The organism is Aliihoeflea aestuarii (assembly GCF_024105665.1).
Classification (GTDB): Bacteria; Pseudomonadota; Alphaproteobacteria; order Rhizobiales; family Rhizobiaceae; genus Aliihoeflea; species Aliihoeflea aestuarii.
The window spans coordinates 124373-149683 of record NZ_JAAAMK010000007.1; the positions used below are offsets into that span (position 1 = coordinate 124373).

Annotated in this window: 25 protein-coding genes and 1 other RNA gene; 14 read left to right on the top strand and 12 right to left on the bottom strand. The window is 63.4% G+C overall.

The genetic code is table 11. The features are described from left to right. Positions 1 to 3: 3 nt before the first annotated feature. Both GTW25_RS14685 and GTW25_RS14690 read right to left on the bottom strand, forming a co-directional pair. Positions 4 to 576: an SCO family protein gene (locus GTW25_RS14685; protein ID WP_290128052.1), complete on the bottom strand. Its 573-nt coding sequence runs from the start codon at positions 574 to 576 to the stop codon at positions 4 to 6. Positions 577 to 609: 33 nt separating this feature from the next. Then, complete coding sequence (locus GTW25_RS14690) at positions 610 to 762, bottom strand: hypothetical protein (protein WP_252912960.1); 153 nt, start codon at positions 760 to 762, stop codon at positions 610 to 612. 81 nt (positions 763 to 843) lie between these two features. Here GTW25_RS14690 and GTW25_RS14695 point away from each other — a divergent pair, with 81 nt between their 5' ends. After that, positions 844 to 1470 carry a DapH/DapD/GlmU-related protein gene (locus GTW25_RS14695; protein WP_252912962.1) on the top strand — a complete coding sequence of 209 codons (627 nt, stop codon included), beginning with the start codon at positions 844 to 846 and terminating at the stop codon, positions 1468 to 1470. Between the two features lie 174 nt (positions 1471 to 1644). Beyond that, positions 1645 to 1989: a hypothetical protein gene (locus tag GTW25_RS14700; protein ID WP_252912963.1), complete on the top strand. Its 345-nt coding sequence runs from the start codon at positions 1645 to 1647 to the stop codon at positions 1987 to 1989. Positions 1990 to 2046: 57 nt separating this feature from the next. Here the strand turns inward: GTW25_RS14700 and GTW25_RS14705 are convergent, their stop codons facing one another. Together GTW25_RS14705 and GTW25_RS14710 are read right to left on the bottom strand one after the other, a co-directional pair. Then, positions 2047 to 3117 (bottom strand): hypothetical protein, encoded by a 1071-nt coding sequence (locus GTW25_RS14705; protein WP_252912964.1) that lies wholly within the window; start codon positions 3115 to 3117, stop codon positions 2047 to 2049. A gap of 277 nt (positions 3118 to 3394) precedes the next feature. Further along, the gene (locus GTW25_RS14710) at positions 3395 to 6070 is read right to left on the bottom strand and encodes an ATP-dependent helicase (RefSeq protein WP_252912965.1); all 2676 of its coding nucleotides are present in this window, start codon (positions 6068 to 6070) and stop codon (positions 3395 to 3397) included. Between the two features lie 154 nt (positions 6071 to 6224). On the opposite strand from GTW25_RS14710, the gene GTW25_RS14715 reads away from it, so the two are divergent. After that, a complete protein-coding gene (locus tag GTW25_RS14715; protein WP_252912968.1) occupies positions 6225 to 8192 on the top strand; it encodes a PBP1A family penicillin-binding protein in 1968 nt (655 codons plus the stop codon). Here the strand turns inward: GTW25_RS14715 and GTW25_RS14720 are convergent, their stop codons facing one another. Beyond that, positions 8193 to 8675, bottom strand: a complete 483-nt coding sequence (locus GTW25_RS14720) for a thioesterase family protein (RefSeq protein ID WP_252912970.1) — start codon at positions 8673 to 8675, stop codon at positions 8193 to 8195. A gap of 94 nt (positions 8676 to 8769) precedes the next feature. On the opposite strand from GTW25_RS14720, the gene GTW25_RS14725 reads away from it, so the two are divergent. Continuing rightward, positions 8770 to 10188, top strand: coding sequence for an FAD-binding oxidoreductase (locus GTW25_RS14725; protein WP_252912971.1), 1419 nt, complete (start codon positions 8770 to 8772; stop codon positions 10186 to 10188). A gap of 88 nt (positions 10189 to 10276) precedes the next feature. After that, the gene (locus GTW25_RS14730) at positions 10277 to 14020 is read left to right on the top strand and encodes an AsmA family protein (RefSeq protein WP_290128059.1); all 3744 of its coding nucleotides are present in this window, start codon (positions 10277 to 10279) and stop codon (positions 14018 to 14020) included. Here the strand turns inward: GTW25_RS14730 and GTW25_RS14735 are convergent, their stop codons facing one another. From GTW25_RS14735 to ssrA, 5 genes are all read right to left on the bottom strand, one after another. Continuing rightward, a complete protein-coding gene (locus tag GTW25_RS14735; RefSeq protein WP_252912975.1) occupies positions 14021 to 14242 on the bottom strand; it encodes a ribbon-helix-helix domain-containing protein in 222 nt (73 codons plus the stop codon). After that, a complete protein-coding gene (locus GTW25_RS14740) occupies positions 14239 to 14427 on the bottom strand; it encodes a DUF4169 family protein (RefSeq protein ID WP_252912976.1) in 189 nt (62 codons plus the stop codon). Before GTW25_RS14740 ends, GTW25_RS14735 begins: the two co-directional genes overlap by 4 nt. Before the next feature lie 15 nt (positions 14428 to 14442). Continuing rightward, a complete protein-coding gene (locus GTW25_RS14745; protein ID WP_252912978.1) occupies positions 14443 to 15000 on the bottom strand; it encodes an SspB family protein in 558 nt (185 codons plus the stop codon). A gap of 69 nt (positions 15001 to 15069) precedes the next feature. Further along, positions 15070 to 15618 (bottom strand): AAA family ATPase, encoded by a 549-nt coding sequence (locus GTW25_RS14750; RefSeq protein ID WP_252912979.1) that lies wholly within the window; start codon positions 15616 to 15618, stop codon positions 15070 to 15072. Positions 15619 to 15706: 88 nt separating this feature from the next. After that, positions 15707 to 16075: a transfer-messenger RNA gene (gene ssrA, locus GTW25_RS14755) on the bottom strand. Between the two features lie 69 nt (positions 16076 to 16144). Here ssrA and GTW25_RS14760 point away from each other — a divergent pair. The 7 genes from GTW25_RS14760 (at position 16145) to GTW25_RS14790 (ending at position 22015) form a co-directional block, all read left to right on the top strand. After that, positions 16145 to 16456 (top strand): DUF2853 family protein, encoded by a 312-nt coding sequence (locus tag GTW25_RS14760; RefSeq protein WP_252912981.1) that lies wholly within the window; start codon positions 16145 to 16147, stop codon positions 16454 to 16456. Between the two features lie 167 nt (positions 16457 to 16623). Continuing rightward, on the top strand, positions 16624 to 17454 hold the full coding sequence (locus GTW25_RS14765) for a thymidylate synthase (protein WP_252912983.1): 831 nt from the start codon (positions 16624 to 16626) through the stop codon (positions 17452 to 17454). Between the two features lie 8 nt (positions 17455 to 17462). Then, positions 17463 to 17984 (top strand): dihydrofolate reductase, encoded by a 522-nt coding sequence (locus tag GTW25_RS14770; RefSeq protein WP_252912985.1) that lies wholly within the window; start codon positions 17463 to 17465, stop codon positions 17982 to 17984. 121 nt (positions 17985 to 18105) lie between these two features. Next, entirely contained in the window at positions 18106 to 19245 is a 1140-nt protein-coding gene (gene hflK / locus GTW25_RS14775) for an FtsH protease activity modulator HflK (RefSeq protein ID WP_252912986.1), read from the top strand. After that, a complete protein-coding gene (hflC, locus tag GTW25_RS14780) occupies positions 19245 to 20210 on the top strand; it encodes a protease modulator HflC (RefSeq protein ID WP_252912989.1) in 966 nt (321 codons plus the stop codon). Before hflK ends, hflC begins: the two co-directional genes overlap by 1 nt. Before the next feature lie 10 nt (positions 20211 to 20220). Beyond that, positions 20221 to 20406, top strand: a complete 186-nt coding sequence (locus tag GTW25_RS14785) for a DUF2065 domain-containing protein (RefSeq protein WP_252912990.1) — start codon at positions 20221 to 20223, stop codon at positions 20404 to 20406. A gap of 70 nt (positions 20407 to 20476) precedes the next feature. Further along, positions 20477 to 22015, top strand: a complete 1539-nt coding sequence (locus tag GTW25_RS14790) for a DegQ family serine endoprotease (RefSeq protein ID WP_252912992.1) — start codon at positions 20477 to 20479, stop codon at positions 22013 to 22015. On the opposite strand, the gene GTW25_RS14795 is transcribed toward GTW25_RS14790, so the two are convergent. Together GTW25_RS14795 and serB are read right to left on the bottom strand one after the other, a co-directional pair. Continuing rightward, positions 21996 to 22556, bottom strand: coding sequence for a GNAT family N-acetyltransferase (locus GTW25_RS14795; RefSeq protein WP_252912994.1), 561 nt, complete (start codon positions 22554 to 22556; stop codon positions 21996 to 21998). The genes GTW25_RS14790 and GTW25_RS14795 overlap by 20 nt on opposite strands. After that, the gene (gene serB / locus GTW25_RS14800; protein WP_252912995.1) at positions 22553 to 23443 is read right to left on the bottom strand and encodes a phosphoserine phosphatase SerB; all 891 of its coding nucleotides are present in this window, start codon (positions 23441 to 23443) and stop codon (positions 22553 to 22555) included. The genes GTW25_RS14795 and serB overlap by 4 nt, the downstream gene beginning before the upstream one ends. A 30-nt stretch (positions 23444 to 23473) precedes the next feature. Here serB and miaA point away from each other — a divergent pair, with 30 nt between their 5' ends. Beyond that, positions 23474 to 24337: a tRNA (adenosine(37)-N6)-dimethylallyltransferase MiaA gene (gene miaA / locus GTW25_RS14805; protein ID WP_372493185.1), complete on the top strand. Its 864-nt coding sequence runs from the start codon at positions 23474 to 23476 to the stop codon at positions 24335 to 24337. A gap of 187 nt (positions 24338 to 24524) precedes the next feature. Next, on the top strand, positions 24525 to 25307 hold the full coding sequence (locus tag GTW25_RS14810; RefSeq protein ID WP_252912996.1) for a GGDEF domain-containing protein: 783 nt from the start codon (positions 24525 to 24527) through the stop codon (positions 25305 to 25307). The last annotated feature ends 4 nt before the right edge of the window (positions 25308 to 25311 follow it).

Sequence of the window (25311 nt, forward strand, 5' to 3'; positions counted from 1 at the left end):
TGATCAGCTATTGGCGAGACGCTTCAACTTGGCGAGCGCCATCTCCGGGCTCTCGCCATAGGCGATGGTGCCAAGGAAGTCACCTGCGCTGTCGAGCAGAATGATCGACGCTGTGTGGTCCATCGTATAGTCGCCGCCTTCGAGCTCAACCTTCTTCATGTAGATGCCGAAGGACTTGGCCATCGCCTCGATCTTCGCCGGCTCGCCGGTGATGCCGGTGATGCGGTCGGAGACGTTGCCGACATAGGCATTCATGATCTCCGGCGTGTCGCGTTCGGGATCGACCGTCACGAAGTAGGCGCGGATATCCTCGCCTTCCGAACCCATCTGGTCGAGCCAGCCGTCGAGCTCATAGAGCGTCGTCGGGCAGATTTCGGGGCAATAGGTGAAGCCGAAGAAGACGGCCGACGGCTGGCCGCGAAAGGCAGCTTCCGTGATCTCCTCGCCGCGCTGGTCGACCAGCGCGAACGGATCACCGAAAGCCTGGCCCGCATTGCGGCTGGAATACCAGTCGAAGCTGACCCAGCCGACGACGGCTGCAACGACGATCACGCTGGCAAGGACGAGAATTCGCATATCGGCAATTATCCGGTTCGATTGGTGGAGAGGTCAAAAGCACCAGGCAAGGCCGCTTTCGGCCATCGTCATGAAGATGCGCGCGCCGTTGTCGAGCCAGCCGGCGAAGGCAAGCCCGGTCGCACCGGACGCCAGGATCGCTCCGGCGGCTAGAAGAACAGGCACGGTGAACTGACCTTTGATCATGGAATTGATATAATCTGCCTGCGCGTTGCCCGAAAGATGTCATCTTGCCGCCATGCCCGGCGAACCTTACACGCTTTTGCGATGACCCAGTTCCTGCCACACGATTCCGAGCCGAAAATCCATACAACCGCAGAACTCAAGGGCTGCAGGCTCGGACGGTTCGTTTCGGTCGGCGCGCGCGTCATCCTGCGCGATGTGGAGGTCGGCGATTTTTCCTATTTCGAGCGCCATGGCGAGGCGATCTACTGCTCGATCGGGAAGTTCTGCTCGATCGCAGCGAATGTGCGTCTCAACACGCTCGAGCATCCCATGGAGCGCGTGACGACGCACAAGATCACCTATCGGCCGAACGAGTATTTCCGCTTTCAAGGCGTCGATGCCGAGTTTCGCGAACGGCGCGGCAACGCCCGCGTCACCATAGGCAACGATGTGTGGATCGGGCATGGCGCGGTCGTCACGCCGGGCGTCACGATCGCGAACGGGGCGGTGATCGGCGCGAATGCGGTCGTGACGCGCGATGTCGAGCCTTACGAAGTCGTGGCCCGCGCGCCTGCGCGGCATCTGCGCCATCGGTTTTCGCCCGAAATGATCGCCGCCTTGCAGGAGATGGCCTGGTGGGACTGGCCGCATGAGCGGCTGGCAACCGCGATACCGGATATGCAGGCGCTGTCGATCGAGGATTTTGTTGGGAAATACAATGATCGCTAACAGTAAAAATTATCTCAAATCGTCTGCATTAAGGTGAAGCGGTAAAGTTAATCGTCTGTATATAGGTTGTATCGACGAATGAATGCAATTTAAGATTGTGTTAACCCATCTGTTGTGGCTTTCTTCTTCTCGGAAGCAAACTGATCGAAGCGATTATCGAGAGGGAGAACTCACATGAAGACGTTCATTATCACTACGGTCACTGCTGCTACTCTGGCTCTTTCGGGTATGTCGGCTCATGCCGGCGGCTGGGGAGGCGGAAGCTGGGGCGGCCATAATTCCAGCGCCAATTCGAGCGGCCTGATCAATGTTTCGCCGACCGTGCGCACGGGCAACGTCAACCTGCTCAACGGATTGGGCATCCTGAACAACTCGCCCATCGCCTCGGGCAATGTCGTTTCGGGCATTCTCAACGGCAACAAGACCGGCAACGGCATTCTGGGCGGTGTCTTGAACGGCGCGACGCTCGGCATCCTGGGCGGCAACAGCCAGCGCTATTCGGTCAAGGGCCGTCGTTGAGGCCGATCACGATAAAACGGGCGGTCCGCATGGGTCGCCCGTTTTGGCGTGCCGTGCTCAAAGCTGTGTCCGCAGCCCGAAGGATGCATCCAGTCGGGATTTCGCAAAGCCGATCTCGTCGGCATCGTGCCGATGGTAATCAAGACGAAGCAGGAGCGTGACCCTTTCGCCCGCCTGCCAGCCGAGTTCGCCATAGATGCCGCGCCGCTCTTCGGCATAGGCGAGGACGAGATTGTCGCGCAATTCGCCGAAGATGCCGGTCTTGAACGCCAGCTTTTCGGCGAGCGGAACGAGAAGCTCGATCTCGCCGCGCCGCAGCCAGGACACCAGAAGATCGTCCGTATCGCCGGTGTCGAAGGCGGTGCTGATCGCTCCGCGCAGTTTCACGGTTCCGATCGGAACGATGGCGGTCGCCTCGATCGACGGACGGACGATATCGACGAGATCGAAGGACGCACGAAGCCAGTCGGCGCCGGCCGCCAGCGCAAGTGCCAGACCGTCTTCCCGTTGCCAGCCCACTTCGCCGCGAAGTTGAAGCCGATCGAGTGCGACCGGCTCGTCGAAAACTTCCGATACGACCGTGCGCTCGACCGTGCCGCGCAGACCGATGGCGCGGCCTCCGTCCAGAGAACGGGTCAGACCTTGCGAGACCGTGATGCGGTCACGGTCGGGTTCGAGCTGAAACGGTATCGCCAGATCGTCCTCGAAGCGCGTGTCGCCGGCGCGTTCGCGAAATCCCGTAATCGCGGTGGTGGAGACGAGTTCCGGCGTCAGCCGCAAGCCGAGGATGAGGCTCGCGCCGCCCAGAATCTTGTCCGTCGTCGTCCCGATCGCCAGATCGTCGAGGACGATCGCGTCGCCCTTGCGCTGGCCGCGCAGGAACGCGCCGGCCTGGATCTCCGCCGACCCGGAGAGACGCATATTGGTCGTTCCCTCCAGGCCGATCGCGCCATCGTTCTCGATGGTGAACGTGTCGAAGCGGCGCAGTTCGCCGTCGAGCGTCAGCGTCGTTCGACCGAAATCGTGATCGAAATCGCCCGACAGAGACCCGCGCATCAGCGAGTACCAGTCGGAGACCGCAAGCGGATCATCGAGCGCGTTGTCGGTGTAATGACGGGAAACGGACATGTCGGCCCGGAATGGAGCTGTTTGGGATTCTTCGGCGGCGGACGGCTGATGCCACGCAAGAAGAATGGATGCTGCAAGGGCGATAGCGCGCATGGAACCCCGGTCCCTGCATCGAAGCGGTCCGCGAAACCCCTTCCGCCGCGGGGGTGGTGTGACGGAAGAGGTCCCGGAAGCGAACCGCCCGAAAGCGGAGCTTTGCAAGGCACCATTGCCGTGCAGAGGCAAAATCGCATATACAACTTAAAAGTGCATTAAAATATAAATGCACGCAAAGGCGTTATGCCGCCGTGACGAACCCGTCCAGCACGCGCTTTTGCCCGGCCTTATCGAAATCGATGGTCAGCTTGTTGCCTTCGACGTTTCGGATGTTGCCATTGCCGAATTTCTGGTGGAACACGCGGTCGCCGACCGAGAAAGCAGACGGCGTTTCGGCGACCGATTTCGCCACAAGTTCGCCATCGATCGTGCGACCCTTGACCGAGCCGCGTCCGGCGCCGAAACCCGAATCTGGTTCGCCATAGCCGATGCGCTCGACCTGATGGCCGGAGCGCGAGCCCCAGTTGCGGTCAGTCGCGTCGGTGCGGTTCTTCTGCGCACGCTGCCAGCCGGGCGTGGCATAGGTGTTGGAGAAAGAGCCAGCATCGTCGAAGCGCGACGAGCCGTAAGGGTTGCGCCTGCCGCCGAAGCCGCCATCGTGACCGACGCCATAGCCGCCATATGTGTTGCCGGTTTCGGCGATCTCGATATGCGCCTCCGGCAGTTCTTCCAGGAAGCGCGAGGGGATCGTCGATTGCCACAGGCCATGAATACGCCGGTTCGACGTGAACCACAGATGCAGATTCTTCTTGGCGCGCGTCAACCCGACATAGGCAAGGCGGCGTTCTTCCTCCAGCCCCGAGCGCCCGCCTTCGTCGAGCGAACGCTGGTGCGGGAACAGCCCTTCCTCCCAGCCCGGCAGGAACACGGTGTCGAATTCCAGACCCTTGGCCGAATGAAGCGTCATGATGGAGACGGCGTCCATCTCCTCTTTCTGCTCGGCATCCATGACGAGCGCGACATGCTCGAGGAACGAGCGCAGCGATTCGTAGTCCTCCATGGAGCGAATCAGCTCCTTGAGGTTGTCGAGCCGTCCGGGCGCTTCGGCAGAACGGTCGTTCTTCCACATGTCCGTATAGCCGCTTTCCTCGAAGATCATTTCCGCAAGTTCGGTATGCGGCATCGTTTCGAGCGCGGCCTGCCAGCGGGCGAAGTTCGCGGCGACCTCGCGCAGGCCGGCGCGGGGCTTGGGCTTCAACTCGTCGCTTTCGGCAAGCTTCGCGGCAGCTTCCAGCATCGGAATGCGCAGGGCGCGCGCCGTGTCGTGAACGAGGCGGATCGTCGCTTCGCCAAGCCCGCGCTTGGGGACGTTGACGATGCGCTCGAAGGCGAGATCGTCGGCCGGTTGCGCGACGACGCGGAAATACGCCATCGCGTCGCGGATCTCCTGCCGCTCGTAAAAGCGCGGGCCGCCGATGACGCGATAGTTGAGGCCCAGCGTGACGAAACGGTCCTCGAACTCGCGCATCTGGAAGGACGCGCGCACGAGGATCGCCATGTCGTTGAGGTTGGTGCCCTTGCGCTGGAACGCCTCGATCTCGTCGCCGACCGCGCGGGCTTCCTCTTCCGAATCCCAGGCGGCGTGGACCATGACGCGCCCGTCGTCCGGGTCGGCCTGGTCGGTGAAGAGCGTCTTGCCGAGCCGGCCTTCATTGTGCGCGATCAGGTGCGAGGCCGCGCCGAGGATATGCGCCGTCGAACGGTAATTGCGCTCCAGCCGGATGATGGCCGCGCCGGGAAAATCCTTGTCGAAGCGCAGGATGTTGTCCACCTCCGCCCCGCGCCAGCCGTAGATCGACTGGTCGTCGTCGCCCACGCAGCATATGTTTACGCTCGCGGCCGAGCGCTCGCTTCGCTCGCCGGCCTGCGCGGGCGCGCCCGAAAAGTCGAGCGGCAGCCGGTCGGCTGCTCGGCCTTCGGCCGTATACGACGCTGTTTCGCCAGATGAAGGATCGCGCACCTGTGTGTCTCTAGAGACCGTTGGCGAGCGTCCTCCCGGCACACCTCTAGGCCGCTGGGCGAGGAGGCGCAGCCACATATATTGGGCTGTGTTGGTGTCCTGATACTCGTCGACGAGGATGTATTTGAATCGACGGTGGTACTCGGCCAGAACGTCCGGGTGGCTTTTGAAGATGCGGATCGGGTGGCACAGGAGGTCGCCGAAGTCGCAGGCGTTCAGCGTCTGGAGCCGGTCCTGATAGGCGGCGTAGAGTTCGCGGCCCTTGCCGTTGGCGAAGGCGCGGGCGTCGCCTTCGGGGATTTCCTTCGGACCGAGGCCCTTGTTCTTCCAGCCGTCGACCATCTGCGCGAACTGGCGTGCGGGCCAGCGCTTGTCGTCCAGTCCCTCGGCCTGGATCAACTGCTTGATCAGGCGAATGACGTCGTCGGTGTCGAGAATGGTGAAGCCGCTCTTCAGGCCTGCGAGTTCGGCGTGGCGGCGCAGTATCTTGACACCGATCGAGTGGAAGGTACCGAGCCAAGGCATGCCTTCCACCTGCTCACCGACGAGGACACCGATGCGCGTCTTCATCTCGCGCGCCGCCTTGTTGGTGAAGGTGACGGCGAGAATCTGCGAGGGATAGGCAAGGCCGGACGACAATATATGCGCGATGCGCGTCGTCAGAACGCGCGTCTTGCCCGTGCCGGCGCCCGCAAGCACGAGAACCGGGCCTTCGGTGGTTTCCACGGCGCGCCGTTGCTCAGGGTTGAGCCCGCTCAGATAATCGATCGGCGGTGCGGCGGGGCGACGTGCGGCCATGGCGCGCGCGGCGATGCCGCCCTGCGCTGGCGCGGGGGAGGGGCGGCGGGGACGGTCGTCCTCGTCGAAGAAGGGAATATCGTCTGGAAATCCGGACATGATGGCAGCAATGTAGTGATTCGGGACCGAAAGACCAGAACGCGAACATTTCGCGCGACGGGACCAGCGTTCACGACGACGCGTTCGGGCATGGCTTGGCAAGCGACCATCATATGGCCTACTCGACAGAAATCGAGGGCCATCGAGAGTGGATATGGACAGTAGTGGAACTGCCGAGCGGAACACCGGGAACTTTTCCGAGCCGCCGAAACCCGATGCGGCGCGGCGAAGCTGGCGGCGGCGTGTCCTGCTGGCTGTCGCCGTGCTCGGCCTTGCCGGATGCGTCGTCGTCGCGGGCGTTCTCTTCTGGGCCCTGCGCGGCGTTCCCTGGGACGAGATCGCCGACGGGTCGATCGCGCCGGTCGTCGTGCTCGAAAGCGCCGACGGCTCACCGCTTGTGCAGGAAGGGCCCTACCAAGGCGCGTACACGTCGCTGGACGCTTTCCCGCAGCATCTGATCGATGCCGTGCTCAGCATCGAGGACCGGCGGTTCTATCAGCACTGGGGCGTCGACTGGCGCGGCATCGCACGGGCGTTCGTGCGCAATCTCGACGCGGGCGAGGTCGTGCAGGGCGGATCGACGATCACGCAGCAGCTCATCAAGATTTCCTATCTGGAGCGGGACCGGACCTATCGGCGCAAGATCCAGGAATTCGTGATCGCGTTCTGGCTCGAAAGCCGCCTCGGCAAGGATCAGATCCTCACGCGCTACCTGAACAACATCTATCTGGGGGCGGGCGCGACGGGCGTGCCGGCGGCCGCCCGCATCTATTACGACAAGGAGCCGGGCGAGCTCGATCTGGCCGAATCGGCGACCATCGCCGGGCTGATCATCGCGCCGTCGGTCCTGAACCCCATCGCGAATGCCGAGCGGGCGGCGGATCGCGCCCGCGTCGTGCTCGACGCGATGGCGGCCAACGGCAAGATCACCACCGAAGAGGCGCAGGCCGCCAAGGACTCTTACGCGCAGTTGCAGCCGGCAAGGCCGGCCGCCCGTTCGGGAAGCTGGTTTGCCGACTGGGCGATGCGCGAGGCGCGCGAGATCGCCGCCGATTATCGCGGCACGATCAATGTTGCGACGACGCTGGAGCCGCAGTTGCAGACCGTGGCGGACCGGGCCGTGCGGGAAACGCTCGATGCGGCCGGTGAGCGGGCCGCCGGTTTGCAGGCCGCGCTCGTGGCGCTGGGACCGGACGGGGCGGTACTGGCGATGGTCGGCGGCCGCGACTATCAGGCGAGCACTTTCAACCGGGCCGTCGACGCGCGCCGCCAGCCGGGCTCGACCTTCAAGACATTCGTCCTCTTCGCCGCGCTTCAGGCCGGCATCGATCCGCGCGCGCTGGTGCCAGACGAGCCGATCACCATAAACGGGTGGACGCCGGAGAATTTCGGCGGGCGCTATTATGGTCTCGTGCCGGTTTATGAAGCGTTCGTGCGTTCGCTGAACGCAGCGACGGTGGTGCTCGCGCAGGAAATCGGCCTTGCCCATGTCGCCGCCGCCGCTCATGATCTGGGCATCGATGCGGAACTGACCGAGACGCCCGCGCTGGCGCTCGGCGCATCCGAAGTCACCTTGCTCGACCTGACAGGGGCCTATGCGTCGATCCTTGCCGGCGTCGCGCCGGTGGAGCCATGGGGCATCGATGGGTTTCGCACCGACGAGACGGGGCAGACATTCCGCATCGGCCCGGCGCGGCAGCCGGACATCGACATCTCACCCTTTCAGGACGAGATGATCCGGCTTTTGAGCATGGTGGTCGAGCAGGGCACGGGGCAGGCGGCACGGATCGACGGGTTCGCGGCCGGAAAGACCGGGACGAGCCAGAACTACCGCGACGCGTGGTTCGTGGGCTTCACCGAAAATATCGTTGCGGGCGTCTGGGTCGGCAATGACGACGACACGCCGATGCAGGGCGTCACCGGCGGCTCGCTGCCGGCGGAAATCTGGAAGGCGCTCGTCGAGGGAACGACCGCCGATGCCATCGCCCGCACGGAAGCAGGTGACGGCGCGGTGGCGCAGGCGTGCAACGTGCAGGCCTGTTCGCGCGCCTATCGCTCGTTCCGGGCGTCCGATTGCAGCTACCAGCCCTTTCGCGGACCCAGGCTTCTTTGCGAGCGCTGATCAGCTTTTCCGCTTGATGCCGATCGAGCGGCCCGCCCGTTCTGGCTTGGGCAAAGCCGCATGGGCGGCGTGCATGGCCTTCATGTTTGCCAGAACGTCGTCGGGGAAGGGCGCGACTTTCGGACCGGTCATGTCGACATGCAAGGTCAAAACCTCCGACGTCGCGGCAAGCCAGCCATCGACGTGATGCAGTTCCTGAAAGACGTGAAAGCGCTTCTCGTCGAAATCGAGAAGCTGGAACGTCGCGTTGACCCGATTGCCCAGATGCAACTCGCGCACATAGCAGACATGGATTTCCGCCGTGTAGGTCGTCAGCTTGCGCTCTTCGGCATATAGCGGCCCCATGCCGAGCTTTTCGAAGGCTTCGTCGGCGCCGCGATCGAACAGCACGTTGTAATAGGCCATGTTGAGATGGCCGTTATAGTCGATCCAGTCCTTTTCGACTTCCATGGTTCGGGACATGAGCGGGGCCGGTATCGACATCGAAAACTCCTTGGTGATTTGCATGACGAGCCGATAGCGTTACAGAACCACCACGCGGTGGTCCACTTTTGAGCGATAGCAGGCGGAGAACGAGATGGGACTGGCGGAACTGGTCGGCGTCGAACGAAACGAGAGCGGGATCACCGTCGTCGCCGGCAAACTCGCCGCCCGCTTCGGCGAGCGGTTCCAGACCGGCGAGGCGATCCGCCGGCAGCACGCGCACACGACGAGCTACATTCCGTCCCAGTTGCCGGACGGCGTTTTCTTCGCGGCCAGCGAGGCTGACGTGCAGGAGGCCGTCGAGCTCTGCGCAATGCACCGCGTTCCGATCGTTCCGTTCGGGACGGGCACGTCGCTCGAAGGGCAGGTCAACGCGCCGGGCGGCGGCATCTCTGTCGATTTGTCGCGGATGAACCGTGTTGTCGCGGTCCATGCGGAGGATCTCGACTGCACGATCGAGCCGGGCGTCACGCGCGAGGATCTCAATGCCTATCTGCGCGATACGGGCCTGTTCTTCCCGATCGATCCGGGCGCGAATGCAAGCCTCGGCGGCATGGCGTCGACGCGCGCTTCGGGAACCAATGCGGTTCGCTACGGCACGATGCGCGACAATGTGATCTCGCTGCGCGCGGTCATGCCGGACGGGCGGGTGGTGCAGACCGCGCGGCGCGCGCGCAAATCGTCGGCCGGGTATGATTTGACACGGCTTCTGATCGGGGCAGAGGGCACGCTCGGCATCATCACCGAACTCACCTTGAAGCTTTACGGCATTCCGCAGGCGATTTCGGGCGGCGTCTGTCAGTTTCCGAGCATCGAGGCGGCGTGCCAGACGGTGATCGCCACGATCCAGATGGGCATTCCGGTCGCCAGGATCGAACTGATCAACGCGCTCGGCATGCGTTCGATCAATGCTTATTCCAAGCTCGACTATGGCGAGAGCCCCTGCCTCTTCATCGAATTCCACGGTTCGGAGAGCGGGGTGGCCGAACAAGCGCAAAGCTTCGGCGAGATCGCCGACGAGTTCGGCGGCGGACCGTTCCAGTGGACCAATGTCGCCGAGGACCGCGCGAAGCTCTGGAAAGCACGTCACAACGCCTATTGGGCTGGCATGGCGCTGCGGCCGGGCGCAAGCGCGCTGATTACCGATGTCTGCGTGCCGATCTCGCGCCTTGCCGAATGCATCACCGAAACGGAAAACGATATCGCCGCCAACGGCCTGATCGCGCCGATCGTGGGACATGTCGGCGACGGTAATTTTCACGTTCAGGTGATGATCGATACGGAGGATCGCGGCGAGGTCGAACGCGCGGAAGCCTTCGTCGGACGGCTCAACATGCGGGCCATCGGCATGGACGGAACCTGTACGGGCGAGCACGGCGTCGGTCAGGGCAAGAGCGGCTATCTCGTTCACGAGCTTGGATCGGGCATCGATTACATGCGCACGATCAAGGCTGCGCTCGACCCGCACAACATCATGAATCCGGGAAAAATACTTCCCCGCGCGCATTCGTGAAGCATTACGGGGATTTGCCCCTGTATCGACATGCGCCAGCGGGTAAGGTTATCCCGTGAATGCGAGATTATTGATCTGGAGTTGATCGCTGGCACGTCTCTTCGTTTTCATCGGTGGCTTGCTGGTTCTGGCGTTGTCCGTTGCGCTGGTCGCGCCGTACTTCGTCGACTGGACCTCCTACCGCGCCGATTTCGAGCGCGAGGCCAGCCGGATTCTAGGGCGCGAGGTCACCGTGGAAGGCGCGGCCAGCGCCCGTCTCCTGCCGTTTCCATCGGTGACGTTCGGCGATGTGACGGTGGCGGGCGGTCCCGATGGCGCGCCCGCGATCCATGTCGACACGTTCGAGATGGATGTCGAACTCGCGCCGTTCCTGCGCGGGGAAATCCTGATCTTCGACATGCGCCTCGAACGCCCCGTCGTCACGGTCGCGCTCGAGGAGGGCGGTCGTTTCGATTGGCCGACGAGAGCGGATAGCGGGTTTCCGGATGCACAGATCACGCTGGAGAATGTCGCCGTCGAGGATGGCGAAGTGCGGCTTTTGCACCGGCTGAGCGGGCGCGAGCACCGGATATCCAACATCGATGCGCGCGTCTCGGCCCAGACGCTCGCCGGCCCGTGGCGGCTCGACGGAACCGCTTCGATCGACGGCGTCGCGACGACGCTGGCGCTTTCGACCGGCACCCTCACCGACGGCTCGATGCGGCTTCGCGTGCGCGCGTCGCCTTTCGGCTCATCCTTTCAGATCGAGACGGATGGCTCGGTGATCGTGGCGGATGAAAGATCGACCTATTCGGGCCAGTTTCGCGCCGAACTGGCCGCGCCTCAACCCGAAAGCGGGGAGGGGCAGCAGGCGGCGGGCAATCGCGTGGCCGGCCGTTTCGAGATGGATCATGGCGGGCTCGACATTCCGGAGTTCACCTATCAGACCGGCCCGGCAGACGATCCCTATGTCGCGAGCGGACGCGGCTCGCTCGACTTCGGCGCCGAACCACGCTTTCTCATCGCTGCGGACGGTGCACAGATACGGCTCGACGAGACGGAAGAGACCGCCGGCACGGCCAGCCTCGAAACGCGGCTGGCGACGATCGAGCGCGTTCTGGGTGCGCTTCCCAAACCCGTCATTCCCGGCACGGTGGAGGTGAATCTTCCGGCGCTCGTGGCGGGCGATACGATGATCCGCAACCTGCAATTGAGCGCGGAGCCGAGCGATACGGGCTGGCGCGTCAACAATCTGCGGGCGGTTCTGCCCGGTCGTTCCACCATCGAGGCGAACGGGGATCTGGTCACACAGGGTAACCTCAGCTTCGACGGAGAACTGCTCGTTGCCGTCAACCAGCCATCGGGCTTCGCTGCCTGGCTCGCCCGCGACGTGGACGATACCGTGCGCCGGCTGCCGCCGGGCGGCTTCAGCGCCGACGTGGCGTTGTCGCGCGAACGCCAGTCCTTCCGCGCGCTGGAACTGGCATTGGGCGGGGCTATTTTCCGTGGCGAGATAGACAGCGCAACACCCGCCGATGCGCCGGCGTCGCTGCGCGTCGCGCTCGACGGCGACCGGCTCGACCTTCCGGCCATGCGGGCATTCGCGTCGCTGTTCGTCGACGGACAGGGCGCGGCGCGGCTCGAGGAACGCGACGTCGATATCGATCTCAAGGCCGGACCGGTGGAATTCGACGGTCTCGTCGCCGGCTCCCTCGACACGGCCGTGCGCCTTCGCGACGGTCAGGTCGAGGTGGACCGGCTGGCGATCACCGATCTGGCGGGCGCCAATATCAGCGCGACCGCGTCGCTGGCGGGACTTGGAACCGATCCGGCCGGCCATGTCGATGCGTCGGTGATTGCGGTCGATCTTGCGCCGCTCGTCGAGGAATTGTCGCGTCGGCTGCCGCAAAGCGCCGTTCTATCGGAGCTGTCCGAGCGCGCGAATGCCTATCCTGGCCTCCTCGAAGACACGCGGATCGACCTTGTCGCAAGCGCTTTGCCGAACGAGGGCGGAACGCTCACCGCTGAGGGCTCGTTCGGGGGATCGACATTCCTGGCAAGCCTTACCACGCCCTACACCAACCGGCCGCTTGCCGAACTGCCGCTCGAAGCGAACGTCTCGGTGCGCAATGACGAACCGGCGGCGCTCTACGGTCTTGCCGGATTGCCGGGGCTGCCGCTCGGTTTCGTCGGCCCGGCCGAGGTGACGGCGCGCCTGTCCGGCGAACTGGCGCGCGAAGCGGAGGCGAGCCTTCGCCTGCGCGGGGCGGGGCTGGATGCGGTGTTCGACGGCACAGTTCGGCTGGATGCCGCCGGCGCGGCGATCGCCGGCACCACGACGCTCGCCGCGGATGATCTGTCGGGCTGGCTGGCAACGGCCGGCGTGTCCTTGCCGGGCATGACGGCAGGCCTGCCGCTCGACCTTCGCGCGACACTCGACCTGCAAAACAAGCTGGCCGTTTTGTCCGACATCAGCGGATCGGCGCTCGACCAGACGCTCAGCGGCGACCTCAATGTCGAGATGCGCGAGGCGCGTCCGCATGTATCGGGATCGCTCGGCCTGCCGGATATCGATCTCGCATGGCTGGTGTCTCTTGTTCTGGGCGAGGAGGCGACCGCCGATCCGCAGCAGCCTTTCACTGCGGCTGGCAGCGATCTTTTCACCGCCAACATCGCGATGACCGCGCTTCGCGCATCGATCGGCCCGGAAATTCTGCGCGATCTGAACGGCGAGATCCGCTACGGCAGCGAAGGCTTGCGGTTCAACGACATGACCGCGCAACTTGCAGCAGGCACGCTCCGCGGGTTCGCCGAACTTGCAAACAATGCGGGCACGGGCCTCCTGTCGGCGCAGTTTTCACTGTCGGACGCCTCGCTCTCCGATGCCTTGGGACAGCCGGCTCTCGACGGACGCTTCGATCTTTCAAGTGTCGTGACGGCGAGCGGCAGGACACTCGATTCCATGGTGCGCGCGCTTTCGGGCACCGCGAGCCTGACCGTGCCGGCGTTTGGCGTCGAGGGGCTGGATGGGAGCGCCTTTCCGGCGCTGATCGCCGAGGCCGACCGGATCGGCCGCGACATCGACGAGGCGCAGACCACCGGATTCGCACCGGGCATCATCTCTCGCGGACGTTACGAGGCTGCGCCGGGACAGGTCGCGCTTTCGATTGCCGGCGGCCAGGTGCGTGCGCCGCCGATCCGGCTTTCCGGCGACGGCGCGGATTTGACGGTCGATTTGCGCGGCGACCTTTCCCAAGGCAGCATCGCACTCGATGCGCTCATGGCCTTCGACGCCGGAGACGAGGAACTCGTCGGTTCTTCGCCTTCGATCCGCATCCTGCTCGACGGACCGCCGAGCGATCCAGATGTGCGGTTCGACACGCAACCGCTTGCCCAGTTCCTGATCCAGCGCGCGCTGGAGATCGAGCAGGCGCGGGTCGAGGCGATGCAGGCGGGCCTGCTCGAGGGGCAGAGACTGCGCCGGGAAAACCGCTATTTCGCGGCGCTGGAAAGCGCACGGCTCGAACGCATCGAGGAACGACGCCGGGACGAGGCGGAAGCGTGGCTGCGGGCCGAGGCCGCGCGCGTCGCACGCGAGACGGCCGAAGCGGAGGCGCGTCGCGCCGCAGAAGAGGAACAGCGCCGAGCAGAAGAGGAGGCGTCGCGACCGACGCCAGAGCCGGCGCCGGACAGGCTGCGATTCGACGTGGAGGAGTTCCTGCGCCAATACCAGCCGAGCGACGACGGCGAGACGCAACCGGCCCCCGCGCCGGCCGATCCGTTCCAGCCTGAAAGCCTCACCATCGAAGGGTTGCTGGGCCGAAACGCCCCGCCCTTCCAGATGCAGCCCTGATCACGCCCGTCGAGATTTCAGATCGTCCAGAACGTAAAGCCGCAAGGCGGATGACAGATTGGTTCGCCGGTCGCGCCGCTCGTCGATTTCGGCCACCAACGCTGCGAAGGACAGCGAGCGGTCACGGGCAATCCGCATCAGTTCGTCGAAAAATCCATCCTCGAGGGAAATGCTCGTGCTGTGGCCGCGAATGGACAACGAACGCTTCGTGACGCCGCTCATTTTTCGTCGTCGCGGCCAAGGCGGTGCGCATCGAGATGGCTTTGCCGTGCCTCGATCTCGCGGCGCTCCAGTTCCTTCTCGGCAATTGTGCGACCGTGGCGACGGCGGTTCTCGTCGGCGCGGATTTCATCGTCCCTGCGCTTGAGACGCTTACGCGCCATGCGTAGGTTGACGATCTCGCCCATCGGTCTTCCGGCTCGCTATTTCTTGCGGAACGCGTCGAGGGAGACGACCTGTGCGCCGGCGGTCTCGGAGGACTTCTCGCCAGCCTCGTCGTCCTTCGACGCGAGTTCGATCTTTTCGGCCTTTTTCGCTGCCGGCTTCTTGGCAGGCGCGGGAACAGGTTTGAGATCGGTGACGGGCTCGATGGGAGGTACCGGCGCTTCCTCGCCGTCTTCCTCGGCCCGAACGTCGAACTCCAGTTCGAAATTGACCGAAGGATCGTAAAAACCGCGTACCGCCGAGAAGGGGATTTCGAGCTTTTCCGGCACGTCGGCGAAGGACAGACCGATCTCGAAGCCGCTATCGGTGACCTTCAGGTCCCAATACTGAAACTGGACCACGATGGTCATCTGGTCGGGATAGCGCTCGCGCAGGCGGCTTGAAATGCGCACGCCGGGCGCACGCGTCAGGAAGGTAATGAAGAAATGATGGTTGCCCGGCAGGCCAGTCTTCGACACTTCGCCAAGGACCTTGCGCATGACGCCGCGCAAGGCTTCCTGCGCAAGAATGTCGTAGCGTATCAAGTCTTCGGCCATTGGTCGCCTGCGTGTCCTGAATCGTTTCGCTCATGGTGTAGTCAAGCTTGATGCGGACGTAAACCGGATTCAGCGGATCGGCGCGGCGCCCGCGATCACATGCTGGACGAAGGCGGCGCGGGTTACAACGTCGCAAAGCGGCAGTTCGACGGTTTCGTAGCCGAGTTCACGATAGGCGGCGGCGATGCAAAGGCAGGTCTCCAGCGCCTCGGCGGGGGACTGGTCGCGCTGGCTGTCCGTGGCGTAGATCTGCGGCCAGTGCGGGGCAAGAAATATGCGGCGATTGTAGCGGTGTCGCTTTGCCGCTTCGAAAAGACGGGTGGGAACGGCATATCCCATCAGGCGAAGATAGCCGATGAGATCGGGCATTCCGCGGTCGAAAAGCACCGGCCCGGCAAGGTGTCGCGCGGTTTCGAAATTCTCCAGATCGAGCGCGAGCATCAAATCCGCGAAATGGGCGGGATCGTCTCCGCGCGGGGGCAAGCCGGTAGCCTGCCGTGCCGTCATGACCGTTCGGCCAGCCTCGGGCATGACGTGAAGGCCATTGCGTTCAAGGGCGTTCGCAAGCGTCGTCTTGCCCGATCCGGGACCGCCGGTCAGCACAAAAAATCTATTCATTGGAGGGGTTTGCCGTCTTTTTCGAAGGAAGAAAATCACGGGCGCGCAGGCATGTTTCATGCACGGTACGCGGCGTCGGGGAGGAGGAAGTGGAGGTTTCTGTTGCCAGGTACCTCCGAACCCCGCCTAGAAGTGCGAACCCCTAGGGCTTAATTTGAAGCGATCGCACAGCTTACGCTGCGAGACGTGCTTCCGCATAGTTGTCGTTTGCAACTACTATTGTAGCCCGATGACGGTGGTACCATGCCGGGTACAGCGTACTGTCTTTCAACGTCCGTCGATCCCATTTCACCCCCATCAGCAGCCCGTCGGATTTGACGAGCGGCCGGCGGGTTCCTGGTGGAGGTGGCGGTTTCGAAACCGCGTCCGGTCCATCTATTGCACAGTCGGTTTAGCACCATAGCCGCCTTGCGACGGCAGTTCACAAATAGGTGGTTTGCCGGCGATTGGCAAGGCTGCGGCGTCTTGACAGGAGGGCGGCGCGGCGTCAGTCAGCAGGCGGGGGCGCTGGCTACAGGGAGGGATGATGGACGATCATCTCGCTGATATCCGCCGCTACGATCCGACGGCCGATGCCGAAGCAGTCGAGCGCATTGTGAAATATCTGGGCGTGGCGCTCAGGAATCCCCGCTCCGTTCACATCGATCCGCAGGAAAGCCGGCAAATCGCACGAGTGCGCGACAAATGGTGTTCCGGCAGACTTGGCTGCAGCGACGGCGAAAAATGCCACCTTGCGACGGAAATGGCGGCGCTGGCCATGGATGGCGACGGTGAAAAGCGGCGCGTGACGTTCTATTATCTGGTCGCCAAGCAACTGGGTCGGCTCGAAGCGCTTTAGCGGGCATGCACAGGCTGTCCACAGCTATCCACAGGCTTCGGAGGGCTTTTGCACAGGCGGAGCGGGGACAACCGGGAGAAGGGTTTTCCGTTGCCGACGAAACCGGCGATCCATGGTCGTGACGGGCAGAATCGGATATCGACACGAGAAACGATCCGGAGAAATGGATGTTGCAGCGAGCGGATGCCCCCGGGAACGATGTCGACCGGCAATATCTCGACCTTTTGCGCCATGTCCTTGAAAAAGGTGTGGACCGGGGTGACCGCACGGGCACCGGCACGCGCGGCGTGTTCGGACATCAGATGCGGTTCGATCTGGAGCGCGGCTTTCCCGTCCTGACGACCAAAAAACTGCATCTGAAATCGATTATCCACGAACTCTTGTGGTTCGTCGCGGGCGATACGAACATTCGCTATCTGAACGAAAACGGCGTGAAGATCTGGGACGAATGGGCCGATGAAAACGGCGAACTCGGACCGGTCTACGGCAAACAGTGGCGATCCTGGCCGAAGCCCGACGGCGGTTCGATCGATCAACTCGGCAATCTGGTCAACCAGATCAGGACCAACCCGGACTCGCGCAGGCTCATCGTGTCGGCCTGGAATCCGGCCGAGGTCGACCAGATGGCCTTGCCGCCCTGTCACTGCCTGTTCCAGTTCCATGTCGCGAACGGGCGGCTGTCGTGCCAGCTTTATCAGCGCTCGGCCGACATCTTCCTCGGCGTGCCGTTCAACATCTCGTCCTACGCGCTCCTGACGATGATGATCGCGCAGGTGACCGGACTGAAAGCCGGTGATTTTGTGCATACGCTGGGCGATGCGCATCTTTATTCGAACCATTTCGACCAGGCGCGCGAGCAATTGTCCCGGAAATCCCACGCCCTGCCGGTCATGCATCTGAACCGCGAGGTGACGAGCCTCTACGATTTCCGGTTCGAGGATTTCCGGCTCGAAAATTATGTGGCGGAGCCGTCCATCAAGGCCCCGATCGCGGTCTGATGGCGGGCATGACGCATCCGCCGGTCGGCATCTATGTCGCTATGGCCGAAAACGGCGTCATCGGCCGCAACGGTGATCTGCCGTGGCGGCTGTCGAGCGACCTGAAGCGTTTCAAGGCGCTGACGCTCGGCAAGCCGATCGTGATGGGGCGCAAGACATGGGAAAGCTTTCCCAGGCGCCCGCTGCCGGGGCGCACGAATATCGTGATCACGAAAAGCCGGGATTTCGCCGATGAGGGAGCCGTTCGCGCAGGCTCTTTGGAAGAAGCGTTATCGATCGCGGCAGGCGAACATCCAGATGAAATCTGCGTGATCGGTGGAGGCCAGATCTTCGCCGAAGCGATCGAGATAGCGGATGTCCTTCATGTGACGCATGTGCTGGACGCTATTGAGGGAGATACGTTCTTTCCCCTTATAGATCCGCACGTCTGGAGACGCGGTCATTCGGAAACGATTCCGGCCGCCGAACGGGATAGCCATGCCACCGAGTATGTGATCTATCACCGTCTGGCCGCGACCAAGGGCCGCTAAAACAGCGTATCGTCCGTCAATGCGTTGAAACGGCACGGATGGCCCCTTATAACGATTTGTAACGTTGGTTCGCGTCGGAGGTTCCGCCGCAACGCTGAGAATTCAGAACAAGAGGAAGTTCATGCCCTGGAACAATCAAAGCGGCGGCAATGGCGGCGGCCCATGGGGCGGCGGCGGTGGCAATAATGGCGGCGGCGGTCCATGGGGCCAGGGGCCGCGTGGTCCGGGCGGTCCGCAAGGCACGCCTCCCGATCTCGAAGACATCATTCGCCGCGGGCAGGACCGATTGAAACAGGCGTTTCCCGGTGGCGGTGGCGGCGGCGTGAGCCCGGCCATGATCGGCATCGGCGCGGTCGTGATCGCGGGCCTGTGGCTGTTTCAGGCGGTCTATACCGTCCAGCCGGACGAGCTTGCGGTCGAATTGCGCTTCGGCAAGCCGAAGGACGAGATTTCCGAGCCGGGCCTGCACTTCCACTGGTGGCCGGTCGAAACCGTCGAGCGAGCCACCGTTGCCGAGCAACTTGTCCAGATCGGCGACCCGCGCTCCGGCGGAACCTCGACGGGTCTTATGCTGTCGGGGGACCAGAACATCGTCGACGTCCGGTTTTCGGTCGCGTATCAGGTCGCCGAGCCGCGCGATTATCTTTTCAATGTGGCCGAGCCCAACGACATGCTGCGGCAGGTCGCGGAAAGCGCCATGCGCGAGGTGGTCGGCCGCCGGCCCGCGCAGGACATCTTTCGCGACGATCGTCAGGGCATCGCGGAAGAAGTTCGCGAGATCATGGAAACGTCCGTGACCGATTACGGCGCGGGTCTGGCGATCAACGCGATCTCGATCGAGGATGCGGCGCCGCCGCGTGAAGTGGCGGACGCGTTCGAGGAAGTTCAGCGTGCCGAGCAGGACGAGGACCGCTTCGTCGAGGAATCCAACCAGTACTCCAACCAGCAGCTCGGCGCTGCACGCGGTGAGGCCGCTCAGGTTCGCGAAGAGGCGGCCGCCTATCGCAACCGCGTCGTGCAGGAAGCGCGAGGCGAGGCGCAACGCTTCATTTCCGTCTATGATGAATACGCCAAGGCTCCCGAAGTGACGCGTCAGCGCCTGTTCATCGAAACGATGGAAGGCGTGCTGCGCACCTCCAACAAGGTGATCGTCGAGCAGGGCGCCAACGGCGCGCAGGGCGTCGTGCCCTATCTGCCGCTGCCCGAACTCGACGCACGCCGCAATCCAACGACCGCATCGACCCAGGGAGGGGCAAACTGATGGCAAATCGTCTTCCCATCATCGCCATCGTCGTCCTGGCGCTTCTGATTCTCGCCTATTCCTCGTTCTTCGTGGTCAATGAGCGCCAACAGGCGATCGTGCTGCGCTTCGGCGAGATCGTGGACGTCAAGACGGAGCCGGGGCTCTATTTCAAGCTGCCGTTCGGCTTCGCCGAGGCCGACAGCGTCCAGATGATCGAGGATCGCGTGATGCGCTTCGATCTCGACGACATCCGCGTTCAGGTCTCGGGCGGCCGGTTCTATGAAGTCGACGCTTTCATCGCATACCGCATCGCCGATGCGCGTCGTTTCCGCCAGGCGGTTTCGGGCAGTGTGCCGCTTGCCGAACAGCGGCTGCGCACTCGTCTCGACGCGTCGCTGCGCCGGGTCTACGGTCTGCGCGGTTTCGAAGCGGCACTCTCGGACGAGCGTTCCTCGATGATGCGCGAAGTTCGCGATCAACTTCGCCCGGACGCGACGTCGCTCGGTCTCGAGATCACCGATGTGCGCATTCGCCGCACGGACCTGACCGCGGAGGTCTCGCAACAGACCTATGAGCGCATGCGCGCTGAGCGTCTTGCCGAAGCCGAGCGTCTGCGCGCTCGCGGCCGTGAAGCTGCTCAGCGTATCCGCGCTCGCGCAGATCGTGAGGTCGTCGAGATCGTCGCGGACGCGCGTCGCGAATCGGAAATCCTTCGAGGCGAGGGCGAGGCCGAGCGCAATTCGATCTTCGCCGACGCCTTCACGCGCGACCCGGAGTTTTTCGAATTCTACCGTTCGATGACGGCCTACACGAATGCGCTGAACGGCGATGCGACGACGATGGTCCTGTCGCCGGATACGGAGTTCTTCCGCTTCTTCGGCAGTGCAGCCGGCCGCGCACCGCAAGGGGAGAGCCCGGCGCAGCCGCAACCGGCGCCGCCTGCCGCGGGTGCGGACCTGACGACCGGCGCAACACAGCCTTAAAGCGTCGTTCGTGTCGGAATTTTTGATAGCCCTCGGTCTCGTTTTCGTGATCGAGGGCTTTTTCTACGGCGGAATGCCGTCCGCGGTGAAACGTCTCGCTTCACAAGTCGTGGAGCTGCCCGAGAGCACCTTGCGCTCGGTCGGCCTCGTTGCGATGGTGGCCGGCGTTTGTCTCATCTGGTTCGTCAAGGGCTGAGAGGGTCGCAAACGCGCCGCAATTGGCCGGATCAATGCGCAGCAGAACGCGCTCTGGGAGAAACTGCCTGATGACCATCAAAATCTCGATCCGCCGGAAACTCACCGTCGGCGTATCCATCGCAGCGCTCGGATTGACGGGACTTGCCGCCCCCGCGACGCAGGCCCTCGCGCAGGCGCAACCGGAAGCCGGCAGCGCCCAGCCGAACCAGCAAGGACCGGCCTCCGTGGCCGACCTGGCCGAGGGACTTCTGGATGCCGTCGTCAACATCTCGACATCGCAAAGCGCACCCAGCACACGCGGGCAGCGCAATGTGCCGGTGCCGCAATTGCCGGAAGGTTCGCCTTTCCAGGAATTCTTCGACGAGTTCTTCAATCAGCAGCAGGAGGGCGGGCCGTCCGGCCGCCCCATGCAGTCGCTCGGCTCGGGCTTCGTGATCGATGCCGAGGAAGGCATCGTCATCACCAACAACCATGTCATCGCCGATGCCGACCAGATCGAAGTGAACTTCGCCGATGGCGGCACCTTGCCTGCCGAACTCGTCGGTGCGGACCCGGAGACGGATCTTGCCGTGCTCAAGGTCGATCCGTCCGCCCGCGAACTGACGGCGGTCGATTTCGGAGATTCGCAAGCGATCCGCATCGGCGATTGGGTCATGGCCGTGGGCAATCCGTTCGGGCTCGGCGGTTCCGTGACGGTCGGCATCGTCTCGGCGCGGGGGCGTGACATCAATGCCGGTCGCTACGACGATTTCATCCAGACGGACGCCGCCATCAACCGCGGCAATTCCGGCGGTCCGCTCTTCGACATGCATGGCAACGTCATCGGCATCAACACCGCCATCATCTCGCCGTCCGGCGGTTCGATCGGCATCGGTTTCGCGATCCCCTCGCAATTGGCGACGAACGTCATCAGCCAGTTGCGCGAGTTCGGGGAAACGCGGCGCGGCTGGCTCGGCGTGCGCATCCAGCCGGTCACCGACGACATCGCCGAAAGCCTCGGCATGGACAACACCGCCGGCGCGCTGGTCGCAGGCGTGATCGATGGCGGCCCGGTCGATGACGGGACCATCCAGCCCGGCGACGTGATCCTTTCCTTCAACGACCGGCCGATCCGTCAGATGCGCGATCTGCCGCGCATCGTGGCGGAAAGTCCGGTGGGCGAGGAGGTCGATGTCGTGATCGTGCGGCGCGGCGAGGAGCAGACCGTGCGCGTGACGCTCGGTCGCCTCGAGGACAGCGAGCAGATGGCGGAAGGCGGCGTGGTGACGCCCGACGAAGATACCGATGACGGCGAGGCTACTGCCGAGACTGTCGAGGTCCTGGGCATGACGCTGGCCTCGCTCGATGACGGTTCGCGTGGCGAATTCGGCATCGCTGAGGGCATTTCCGGCGTCGTCGTCATGGATGTCTCGTCCGGTTCGCAGGCCGCCGAGCGCAACATCACCGCCGGCGAGGTCATCACGGAAATCGCGCAGGAAGCCGTTTCGACGCCCGAAGACGTTCAGGCGCGTATCGATGCACTCGAACAGCAGGGGCGGCGCAACGCACTTTTGATGCTCGCCTCACCGACCGGCGAATTGCGCTTCGTCACGCTCCGGATCGATTGATCGCGTCCGGTTTGAGAGAATAGACGACATGCGGCCTGAGGGCCGCATGTTCGTTCGGAACCCGCGGATGATCGAAGTCGCGCGAAGGATCGGCGACCATGCCGAGCCGCTTCATGACAGCGATAGACGGTGCGTTCTCGCGGACCGCGAAGGCCACGATCTCATCGGCACCGACCGTATCGAAACCGTGCGCCACCCAGGCGCGGGCCGCTTCAGTCACGTAACCTTGGCCCCAATGTTCGGGCAGAAGCCGCCAGCCGATCTCGACGCTGCCGTCGAGCGCAGGCGACAGGTCGGCAACGCGGTTCAGTCCGAGAAAGCCGATGGTTTCGCCGGTCGCCTTCAACTCGGCGGCGCCGAATCCGATACCGTTCCGCTCCATTTCCGTCCGCACACGGTCCATCACCGCGTCGGCTTCCGCGCGCGTGCGGCGGAAGGGGAAGAAGCGCATGATCCGCTCATCCGAATTCAGCCGATGGAACGCCGCGCGGTCTTCGTCCCGCCAGTTGCGTAAAAGCAGTCGCTGCGTCTCGAACATCATGCGGCGAACTCGGCCTGCCGGTATCCCTGAAGGTAGAGGAGGGCGGTCAGGTCGCCATGGTCGATGCGGATGCCGGCTTCAGCGGCCACAGATGGCTTGGCATGAAGCGCCACGCCCATGCCCGCGATGCGGATCATGTCGAGATCGTTGGCGCCGTCGCCGACCGCGAGGACATCGTTCGAGGTGACGTTCCTACGTGAAACGAGGTCGCGCAACGCGTCGGCCTTGGCTTCCTTGCCGAGGATCGGCTCTGCGACCTGTCCGGTCAGCCTGCCATCGGCGACGAGAAGAGTGTTTGCGCGATGTTCGTGAAACCCGAGATTGGCGGCGACGCGGCTGGTGAAGCTTTCGAAGCCGCCGGAAACGAGCGCCGTTGCCGCTCCATTCGCGTTCATGGTTGCAACCAGTTCTCGTGCGCCCGACGCCAGAGTGATGCGCTCGGCGATGACCTTGTCGATGACCGCCGCGTCGAGATCGCGCAAGAGTGCGACACGCTCGCGCAAAGCGGGTTCGAACGCGATCTCGCCATTCATGGCGCGCGCGGTGATGGCGGCGACATGCGCCTTGATGCCGATCACGTCGGCCAGTTCGTCGATGCATTCCTGATCGATCATGGTCGAATCCATGTCCGCGATCAGGATCGATTTGCGACGGTGAAAGGTATCGACGACGGCGACGTCGACGGGGCTCGGCACCGCCAGCGAACGTAAGGCGATCAGCGCCGCAGCCGCGGCCATGCCTGCCGGCAGATCGATCTCGCAGGCGATGCCTTCGCTGAGCCAGCGCGGTGAAGCGCTTGCGTTGAGGGTGGCTGCCGCCGTATTGGCCAGTTCGACAGTTACCGCCGGGCGAGCCGGGTGTGAGATCAGGACGGCAACGAACGGCATGGCGAACTTTCCAGAACAGGCAGGACACAGGTGAAGGATGCGGTTCTGATAGCGGGGCCGACCGCCAGCGGCAAGTCGCGCCTGGCGATGGAGATCGCAGGGCAGATCGGCGGCGTCATCGTCAATGCCGATTCCATGCAGGTCTACTCCGTCCTGCGCATTCTCACCGCCAGACCGGGCGAAGCCGACGAAGCGGCCGTTCCGCATCGGCTTTTCGGGCATGTCGATCCGTCGTCGGCCTATTCGGTGGCGCAATGGGTGCGGGATGTGAGGGAGGTCGACACGGAAAGCCGGCCATGCGTTTTCGTGGGCGGAACGGGTCTTTATTTCCGCGCGCTGACGCAGGGCCTGTCCGAGATGCCGGATATCCCCGCGCCGATCCGGGAAAAATGGCGCGGTGCCTTGAGGGAGGAGGGCGCAGAAGCGCTTCACCGCGGGCTCAAGGAGTGCGATCCGATCGCAGCAGAACGGCTACGTCCCGGTGACGGCCAGCGAATCGTCCGCGCGCTGGAGGTTTTCGACGTATCCGGCCGCTCGATCATCGACTGGCAGAGTGATCGCTCCGTGCCGATCATCGACGCCGACCGTGCCCGCAAGATCGTCCTCCAGCCCGACCGGGACCGACTGCGCGCCAATATCGATCGGCGTTTCGACCAGATGATTGAGGCAGGTGCGCTGGACGAGGTTCGGGATATTCTCGCCATGGAATTATCGCCGACGCTGCCGGCCATGAAGGCGATCGGCGTGCGCGAGCTTGGCGACGTTCTGGGCGGACGGTCGCAACTTTCGGCTGCGATCGAGCGCGCGAAGGCGGCGACGCGGCAATATGCCAAGCGCCAGGATACCTGGTTCCGCAATCAGTTGACACCGGATTGGGACCGGACCGCAACCTGACTGCTAATCGCTCGCGTTAAACGCGAAAATTAATTTTCGTCCAATCCTCGATTTTTCTAAATCCCTTTTTAATTCAGTGTTTTGAAATCATTTTGCCATATTTCGAACTGCCAGATGATACTGCCGATGTTAACCTGGGATAAGGACTGATACGTCAGTCTGGTTGCCTTCGTGGGTCGAGGACTGCATGCGGTTCCATCAAGCCGAACTGGCCTTTTTCGTCTTTATAACCGTCGTCATCGCCGCCAGCGTGACGACGTTCCACACCTATGGAGTGTTGCAGTCACTCAATGAGACGACGATCGACGGGACGCAGATCACCCATCTTGCCAGACTGCTTTTCGCGATCAGCGTGCTTTTGGCCACGGCCATCTTCTTCGGCGCCTTCTTCATCTATCCGCTGATCCGTCAACAGGTGCAGGAAGAGGGTAAATTGCGTGCGATGACCGAAAAGCTGAGCGCGCGTTCCGAAACGCTCGAACATGCCGCGCTGACCGACGGGCTGACGGGTATGCAGAACAGGCGGTTTTTCGACGAGGCCCTGCGTGAATATCTCCTGGCCTTCGGCCGGATCGACCGTCCCGTCGGGCTGATGATCATCGATCTCGACCACTTCAAGGGCGTCAACGACACGCATGGCCACGACATCGGCGACAAGGTGTTGAAGGAGGTGGCCGGGTGCCTGCGCGAACTGACGCGCTATCATGACGTGGTGGCGCGGCTGGGCGGCGAGGAATTCGCCATTCTGGCCGCCGATCTGGACGATGCGCGCCTGATCGCCTTTGCCGAAAGGGTGCGAAAGGCGATTTCTTCGCTGACCGTCTCCAACGGCAATATCAGACTGAAAGTGACCGCCAGCGTGGGCCTTGCCGTCTGGGACGGCGAGGAAAAAGGCGATGCGCTTTACCGGCGTGCGGACAAGCGACTTTATCAGGCGAAGGGCCTCGGTCGAAATCGCGTCTGCGCCTGACGAT